Annotated in this window: 8 protein-coding genes and 1 pseudogene; 2 read left to right on the top strand and 7 right to left on the bottom strand. The window is 40.6% G+C overall.

Features of this window, described 5'->3' with window-relative positions; translation table 11 throughout:
- From L693_RS28520 to L693_RS0124785, 6 genes and pseudogenes are all read right to left on the bottom strand, one after another.
- Window positions 1–574: pseudogene (locus tag L693_RS28520) on the bottom strand (accessory Sec system translocase SecA2); the annotation flags it as partial.
- A gap of 20 nt (window positions 575–594) precedes the next feature.
- Window positions 595–1,320, bottom strand: coding sequence for an ABC transporter permease (locus L693_RS0124805; RefSeq protein ID WP_025720863.1), 726 nt, complete (start codon window positions 1,318–1,320; stop codon window positions 595–597).
- Window positions 1,317–2,162 (bottom strand): ABC transporter ATP-binding protein, encoded by an 846-nt coding sequence (locus L693_RS0124800; RefSeq protein WP_025720861.1) that lies wholly within the window; start codon window positions 2,160–2,162, stop codon window positions 1,317–1,319. The genes L693_RS0124805 and L693_RS0124800 overlap by 4 nt, the downstream gene beginning before the upstream one ends.
- A 138-nt stretch (window positions 2,163–2,300) precedes the next feature.
- Complete coding sequence (locus L693_RS0124795; RefSeq protein ID WP_025720860.1) at window positions 2,301–3,236, bottom strand: LytTR family transcriptional regulator DNA-binding domain-containing protein; 936 nt, start codon at window positions 3,234–3,236, stop codon at window positions 2,301–2,303.
- Window positions 3,237–3,452: 216 nt separating this feature from the next.
- The gene (gene rlmH / locus L693_RS0124790) at window positions 3,453–3,932 is read right to left on the bottom strand and encodes a 23S rRNA (pseudouridine(1915)-N(3))-methyltransferase RlmH (protein ID WP_025720858.1); all 480 of its coding nucleotides are present in this window, start codon (window positions 3,930–3,932) and stop codon (window positions 3,453–3,455) included.
- A 178-nt stretch (window positions 3,933–4,110) separates the two neighbouring features.
- Window positions 4,111–4,944, bottom strand: coding sequence for a hypothetical protein (locus L693_RS0124785; protein WP_025720856.1), 834 nt, complete (start codon window positions 4,942–4,944; stop codon window positions 4,111–4,113).
- Between the two features lie 165 nt (window positions 4,945–5,109).
- Here L693_RS0124785 and L693_RS0124780 point away from each other — a divergent pair, with 165 nt between their 5' ends.
- The gene (locus tag L693_RS0124780) at window positions 5,110–5,454 is read left to right on the top strand and encodes a helix-turn-helix domain-containing protein (protein WP_025720854.1); all 345 of its coding nucleotides are present in this window, start codon (window positions 5,110–5,112) and stop codon (window positions 5,452–5,454) included.
- A 73-nt stretch (window positions 5,455–5,527) separates the two neighbouring features.
- Complete coding sequence (locus tag L693_RS0124775) at window positions 5,528–6,403, top strand: hypothetical protein (protein WP_025720852.1); 876 nt, start codon at window positions 5,528–5,530, stop codon at window positions 6,401–6,403.
- Between the two features lie 41 nt (window positions 6,404–6,444).
- Here L693_RS0124775 and L693_RS0124770 read toward each other — a convergent pair whose 3' ends face one another.
- Window positions 6,445–7,548 carry a DNA cytosine methyltransferase gene (locus L693_RS0124770; RefSeq protein WP_025720851.1) on the bottom strand — a complete coding sequence of 368 codons (1,104 nt, stop codon included), beginning with the start codon at window positions 7,546–7,548 and terminating at the stop codon, window positions 6,445–6,447.
- Window positions 7,549–7,929: the final 381 nt, after the last annotated feature.

Genomic DNA, 7,929 nt, shown 5'->3' with positions numbered 1-7,929 from the left:
GATCGTGTCGCGCAAATAATCGAATCCCGCCTCTTTGGCCGTAACATAGGTTATATCCGCGGCGTACGCTTCCCGTTTCTCGGACAAGCTCATGCCCGCTTGAACCGATTTTACCGTTAACCCGAGGAAACGATAGATCGGGCCCATCCACTCGGCATCTCGATTTGCCTAAATAATCGTTAAAAGTCAGCACATGAACGCCTTCACCGGTCAGCGCATTTAGATAAGCAGGCATAACAGCAGAGAGCGTTTTTCCTTCACCGGTATGCTGCTCGATCAAAAACCCCTCATGCAGAGCGATGCCAGCCATGATCTGGACATCGTAAGGCTGTAACCCGAGCTTTCTCTTCGCCGCCTCACAAACTAGCGCATAGGCATCGATAAGCAGCTCGTCCAAAGGCGCACCCGATTTTGCTTCCTTTTTCAGCCGGAGAGATTCCGCCTGCAACTGCTTTTCATCCCATGCTTCCAAATTCCGCTTCCTGACGAGCTCCACTTTGTCCCGATAGCCTTTCAGCTTAAGCCGGTTATCGCGGTCTTTCAATTCTCGCATCAACTTGACGGCTAAATTCATCGGAATTTGATCCCTCCTTCCTACTCGTCCTTTAACCGTCGTTGATACAAAACAACAGACACAATCGTTAATACAACCGTCCACGCCAAGATAATGAGGAGGGGTTTTAATAAATCTCCCGTCGTAAAGCCTGTATTGGGTATACCTAGCAAATGCACAAGTTGACTGCTTGGTGCGTAATCCAGCACTTTGAAGATCGGATAATCATCTACTAGAAACACTCCCCAAGGCGCCCCGGTAAATACGAATGTCACAGGAAGTATGGATAACGATGCATCCAGCAGCGTCCTGGAGAACAAGCCGCAGATCGTTCCGGCCGCGATGTATAGAATTATCGAAAGAATAACGGCCGCCGCAAAAGCCCATATATTGGCCGGCTTATATCCGAATATATACGTAGAAACGGCCAGAACGACAGCTGACATGACAAAGACCAGGCTGCTTTTACCGATTAAAACGTCCAGGGTCGTGGCCGGAGTCATCATTAATGATCTTAACGTGTTACGCTCCTTTTCTTCCGCAATCAAGCAGGCTTGTGCGAAACATGTCAGCAACACAAACGAAAGATTAAGAACGGTAGCGAAAGTTCCAGCCACGGATGCTAAGGGCAAAGACGAATCTATTCCTCGAATAAGAAGTGCGAGAACAATAGGAATAACCAACATAATAGAGACCGCATAATTGCGTGAAAACTCTTTGTAATCCTTCACAAATATCGCGCGCACACGTTTTAATGAGATACTCATAGTAACTCACTTCCTGTCATTTTAATGAAGATATCACCTAGACTTGGCTCTTTCGTTTCTAATCGATCAATTAACCCTCGTTTCATCCAATCGGCGATTTTATCGGCCGTCCCCTCATCGAGCGGGAGATCGTAGGTTTCCCCATTGATTAAGTCAACACAAACTACGTTTTCCCGATGCTGTTTTTTTAGTTCCTGGGGGGAGCCGATGGCTTGGATTTGCCCTTGATACAAAATCGCCACACGGTTACATAGCAATTCTGCCTCAGCCATATCATGCGTAGTTAAAAAAATCGTTGTCCCTTTCTCATTTAAATAGCGTAAGCCCTTATAAATATGTGCTGAGTTTACTGGATCTAAAGCCGAAGTAGGTTCATCCAAGAATAACAATTCCGGCTCATGGATCACCGCGCATGCCAACATGACACGCTGACGCATCCCTTTCGATAAGCGGTGGACTTTCTTTTTGCGCTCTCCGCTTAAGTTTACAAACTGCAGCACCTTATCGATCGAAGATTTAGGAAGATCATATAACTTACGATACAGCTCCAGATTTTCCTCAATCGTTAATCTCTCATATAGACCGCTGTTATCCGTCAAAATGCCAAAGCGCATCTTCTGCGCAGACTGATGCATCATCTCCGCCGGCTGGTTAAATACTCTTGCCTGTCCGCTTGTCGGATTTAATTGCGCCGTTAAAATCTTAATTAATGTCGTTTTTCCCGAACCACTCGGACCCAGAAAACCAAAAACTTCCCCTTTCGGAATGGAAAAGGACACGTCCGACAACGCATCCTTATTTCCAAACCGCTTTCGAATATGTTCTACTTGGATCACATCCATGAACACCACTTCCTTAGCGTTGATGCCTTAAGCATATAAAGATTGCTTGCTTCGAGCCATCAAAACCCGCCGAAATGTAGCTATTGTCGCCTGAATGGTACCATGGAATGCTTGATTGGTTTGATATTGCCCCGGAAATTAAATGTTAAGAAGTGCTTTTAATTCATGCAATTTTGAACGGGATAACGGAACCACGGAATCTTTACCTGTATTTAATCGCAAGCTGTAGCTATTCTTCGTCCATGTAATAATCTCTCTTACTTTTTGCAAGTTAACGATGTAGGATCGATGACACCTAAAAAATCCGAAATTTATCAATCTCTGCTCGAGCTCGGTTAGCGTCAAAGCACAGACAAAATTTTCTCCACCCACATGAACTAGGATCGAACCATCCATACTTTCTATGTAATCGACTTCAGGCGGATCAAATAAAATCGCTTTGTCATTTCTTTTCGTATAAATCTTCTGCAAGGTGATATTGGCCCGATCTTGTTCCGGCACTTCCTGCTTATCCTCTTCCGAGTCCCGAATATCCAGTGGGTGAAATCCGAATTCGTTCAATCGATAAATGGCATCGCAGGAAATCATGGCATCCTCTAAATTCGAAGTTAAAATTAAAATCTGCTTCTCTTTCGAAAGATCATCCAAAATCCGTTTAAAATGATGACGATCTTCTTCTTCCAAGAAAAAATAGGGTTCCTCCAATACAAGGGTAGGATGATGCGCAAAAAAGGCACGCAGCAAGGTCACATACATCCTTTTCGATGAGCTTAGATTTTTGATTCTTATCTTCCGTTCTTCCTCTAACGCAAAATAATCCATTAACAGAGCGACACGCTCATTCCTCTCCGTTACTTTGATTAAAAAAGTGATCAGCTCTTCCACCGTTAAACGCATATACTCGTTTTGTTGAGCTCGAAATAAATAATATTGGGAATGATCCTCTAATTGATTCATTAAAAGCTGCTTTCGCTTCAAGTCCGTTATAATACCAATCGATTGGTTCGATGTCATATTTAATTCGATCCTCGGTAGAAATAATTCCCCATCATAATACATTGGTTGAAATTGCATGCCGTCCTCCTGGTCAGTGCCCCTATAGGATATATAACAATTATAATGTAGGGATACTTTTTTTGTCAGTTTCTATTGAAAAATATAACGGCATGTCTTCTCTAAGCCATATCAGTATATTTTGACCATAGAATAGATATCAACGTTGAATAAAATCGCCTGCACACATATATTCAAACCCATGCCCCGCAAGGAAAGCCGCAAAAAAATTTGCCCTTATTTATGGTAAGGTTCCCCCCGATTAATCTTCACCGCCCGGTAAATCTGCTCTACCAGCACTAGTCGCATCAACTGATGCGGCAAGGTCATCCTTCCGAAGCTCAGCTTCTGCTGGGCGCGGCGGAGGACCTCGTCAGAGAGACCATGACTACCGCCAATGACGAAGACAACATGGCTTGTACCGTAGGTGCCGAGCTTGTCCAATTCCTCTGCGAGTTCTTCTGAACTCCACAGTTTGCCGTCGATGGCGAGTACAATGACACGTGCTTCATTTTTCACATGAGCAAGAATGCGCTCTCCCTCTCGTTCCTTGACCTGTCGGACTTCCGCCTCGCTCAGTGTGTCAGGAGCCTTTTCATCGGCTACTTCGATCATTTGGAACTTGATATATGGCCCTAGCCGTTTACAATATTCCTGAATGCCCATGACCAAATACTTCTCTTTTAACTTCCCCACACCTATAAGCTGAATAAACAAATTCCATACCCCTATCTATGTCGAATGATAATGTAAAATCGCATTTACGATCCCTAACTTAAAAACTTACCTGTAACATAGTTATTTTAGCACCTGAAACGTCTCTTACCTATCTATTTCCTCTCCACTACGAGCCTATCCCCTGTTCAGATCATGGCGGATCATTCATTTACGCTCTTCACAAAGAAATACAGTCAGTTCCGTATTCATCAAGACACTGCATTAGCATCTCTCGATATTCGCTGATTTGCTCCGCTGTCGCTGACTCCCGTAATGATTCAAACAATGCTGTACATTTCTTGAAATTACGGTCATTTCCTGACTGATCAGCTAGTTGCATCGCCCGCACAGCAAGTCCCACTGCATCCTGTAATCTGCCGTACTTCCGATAGTACAAAGCCAAATGATAGCGGTAGCTATAGTAATAAGACACGTTCTCTGCGTCTTCATAACTCTCGAATTCATCAATCTGCTCTGCAAACGTATGTAAGATATCTGCTACATCCAAATGATACAAAAGCGCTGCCTGTAATATGGTATTGAGCCCCGGTAATATTTCCTCTCGGTTATCCTGCAAAAAGGCTACATATTCCTCGATCAGCTGTATATTTCCAGACAAAATATCTACTGCATATAAATTAGTTTTGGCTAAAAACCTGAATTCCTCGACAACCTGAATATCTTCTCCCTTTAGATCCTCCATCCATCCAAGCTCAACATACTTAAAGATGCACTCCCTTGCCTGCTCATATGCACCCTGGTTCTGGTGAGCCATTCCACACATCAGGTGACTGAATCCAAAATAATATACCAACGGACGTTCTAAATTGACATGCGGGATGGGTAATTTCATTGCTTTATGATACTGCCGTTCTTCATAGATACGCTGTACACATTGGTACAAAATATCCGCCGTCTCCATTACCTTTTTCCAATTTTCAAAAGCCGCAGCCATCTCCAACATTTCAACAATGATGTCCGGTTTGAGTGATTTTAGGATAGAAGTTCTCAAGAATAGGTCCTCCTTGTTTTTCCATTTACATCCAATTGTATAGAAAGAGGAAAAGGAGGTCAATATAAAAAGTACTTAAAAGTACAGTTTTATATGTATTTATTTTGCACAAGATGGTCTGTAACGATATTCTCTCCTCTTCTAACCTTAAGTGGAGGTGATTACATGAGTTTACCAGAAAGTGTCGGAAACCGAATACGAGAACTAAGAAAAGCTAAAGGATGGACACAGGAACAACTAGCAGAAGCAGCAGGACTTCATTACAGTTATATTGGCGGAGTAGAACGTGGAGATCGAAATATTTCATTGGAGACGTTGGAAAAAATAATTTTAGCGTTAAAGGTTCCACCCTTTGAACTTTTTCAATTCGATGAACAAACCAATCGAAAACTAATCATAAATGAACTTATGTTACTCATAAATTCAAGAGAAACAACTGAGCTCGAAATTCTCACTACTATAACAAAGAATATTGTTAGCTTAATTGAGTTACAACATAAAATTAATTGAACTATTTTCTTATGATCTTTAAGCAATTTATTATAAAAAATCCGGTGATTAATCACTATGAATAGAGGCCAGCATGAATACAGCAATTAGAATTTATAAGAGTATAGGGGCACTTTCAAAAATTGATGCCCAGAATTCTGAAATAACAAAATTATTTATTGAACTCCATAGGCATTGTCAAAATATTTTAACTGCTTCAACTAAAATAAGTTTAATATCTAAGATTCCCGGTAAACAATACTTTGTATTTCATAATGGAACTAAAAATTCTAGAGCAGTAAATGAAGATTTATTTATTAATGATGTGCAGTTAGTGGAGAATACATTAGCACACCTAATTAATAATCAATTAAATAGTACTACTCCAGATGATATAACTAAGGCACTATACACAATGGCTATAAGTTTTTGTGCTGTTATTGACTTAGGGAAAAGCGGAGACCAGAAAACCCCAGGCACTTTTTTTGAATATTTCTCAAGTCATTGGTTCGCAAAAACTCTTCGAGTACATCCCCAAACCTCAATTCAAGTTTTAAATTTGGACAGAGACACTTCTCTACCTACTGATTATATTTATGATCTTGGCGATAATCGTCCTAAAATTCACTTACCAGTCAAAACATCAACTCGGGAAAGAGTCATACAGGTATGGGCACATCAGCGTGTACTTGATGGTGTATACGGGACAGGAAGATTCCTAGGTATGCTAGTTTGCTTATCAGAAACCAAAACCGATCAAAAGAAATTAGAAGTAACCGATATATGTTTGCCTGAACAATGGCGTGCATATCAATTATTTATAGCACAAATGTATCGTATATACTATTTAGACGCACCTACTAAATACTTAGCACTTAATAATGTATTTCCCCCAATCAATGTTAGACCTTTGGGAGAATATTTTTACGAAGTTAATAGTTTATTCGATAATGTTAGTAATTATTCATAAATAAAGGGGATGCTCAATTTCGAGCACCCCCTTTATTTAGATTATCTTACAAGACTGGCGTTTGCCTCAGAGTGGCCTATTAAAATCTCATTCTCATATTCAATATCTAATGAACGTATGATTTCATCTCCAATCGCCTTGGATAACAACGGTGGAACTGCATTCCCAATTTGATGCCTTACTTCATGTTTATTTCCAAAAAAACGGTAATCTATAGGAAATCCCTGTAAGAGCGCTGCTTCCCTTGGTGTAAGAGGACGATTTTGTAAAGGATGCCCATATCTACCACGTGTATAACTATCAAAGCCACCTGTTATGGTTGGAGCTTGGCCATCCCATCTTAAACGCCCGTATACATCTGGCCATCCACCTTTTGATGTGTCAGCTTTTTTATGACAATCCAATCTGTATTCCATAGGGATATCTCTCCAACCACCACCTTGCTTAACGTATGAAAATCTCTTTATATTCATAGCAGAGACATTAGCTCTCTGATGATTAGCTAATTCTGGATGCTCAATTCTATGATCCTCTGGTGGCTCTGGTAAATTTCCAAGAACTTTACCCACTGTGTTCCATACACTAACAGTTGGGGCAGGTATTATAAAAGGAGCTTTGATTTTAGAATGTTTCCCTACAATGATAAATCTTTCTCTAGTCTGTGCAAGTCCATAGTCTGCCGAGTTGTAAATATTGGGAAATAACGTGTATTCATTAAGCTCTTCCTTAAGAGCGTCTATAAAATAAGTCCCTCTCTTTTGGCCTAACATAGCAACATTTTCAAGCATAAAAAATTTAGGTTGGAGCTCTTTTACTAACCGAACAAATTCTAAGACTAATTTATTCCTTTCGTCATCCCCTAAATGAGCTCCTCTTTTTTGTTTAGAGAACCCTTGACATGGAGGACCTCCTGCAAATAAATCAAGCTCACCCTTGTTTAAACCAACATACTCTAATAAATACTCTCCAGATAGCTTTGTGGCATCAGCAACAAAACATCTATCGGATAGATTTTTTTGATAAGTTAAAACCGCTGGCTCATTGAGATCAAATGCAGCTCCTATTTGGAAGCCCGCATCATGTAACCCCAGCCCAAGACCACCTGCACCACAAAAAGACTCGACGCTGACGTAATCCCTTCTCATGAATGGTATCCTCCATATAATATAGAATGCATCAATTACTAAGTTTGTAATTGGCCAATTAAACTAATTGAATGAAAATTATTATATCAAAGACTACAAGAAAATGAAACATGCGTTCTGTTCAAGAATAGTATTGCAAAGAAATAAAAACCTGCAAAATGTATTGCCAAAAGTGAACATTCTCTTGCGTTAAAGACCCCCACTAATAAAAAATTGCCAAGTCCTCATCCAATGTACGTTTTCTTTATACTTGGTCCAGTTTATATCAGATAAGAAGCATGGAGGCGGAAGAAGAAATGTTTTAAAAACAGTCGAACTAACGGAGAAAAAGAGCACCTTTAGGTGCTCTCAGATTGTCGAGAAACCCTGTCTTTGGAGACG

The sequence above is a fragment of the Paenibacillus sp. 1-18 genome, from assembly GCF_000520755.1.
Classification (GTDB): Bacteria; Bacillota; Bacilli; order Paenibacillales; family Paenibacillaceae; genus Paenibacillus; species Paenibacillus brasilensis.
Note: the sequence above shows the minus strand (reverse complement) of the source record. Positions and strands in the feature narration are given on the sequence as shown.

Coding starts and splice junctions, on each gene's coding strand:
- L693_RS0124805 (WP_025720863.1), bottom strand. CDS start 1,320: ATGAGTATCTCATTAAAACGTGTGCGCGCGATATTTGTGAAGGATTAC.
- L693_RS0124800 (WP_025720861.1), bottom strand. CDS start 2,162: ATGGATGTGATCCAAGTAGAACATATTCGAAAGCGGTTTGGAAATAAG.
- L693_RS0124795 (WP_025720860.1), bottom strand. CDS start 3,236: ATGCAATTTCAACCAATGTATTATGATGGGGAATTATTTCTACCGAGG.
- L693_RS0124780 (WP_025720854.1), top strand. CDS start 5,110: ATGAGTTTACCAGAAAGTGTCGGAAACCGAATACGAGAACTAAGAAAA.
- L693_RS0124775 (WP_025720852.1), top strand. CDS start 5,528: ATGAATACAGCAATTAGAATTTATAAGAGTATAGGGGCACTTTCAAAA.
- L693_RS0124770 (WP_025720851.1), bottom strand. CDS start 7,548: ATGAGAAGGGATTACGTCAGCGTCGAGTCTTTTTGTGGTGCAGGTGGT.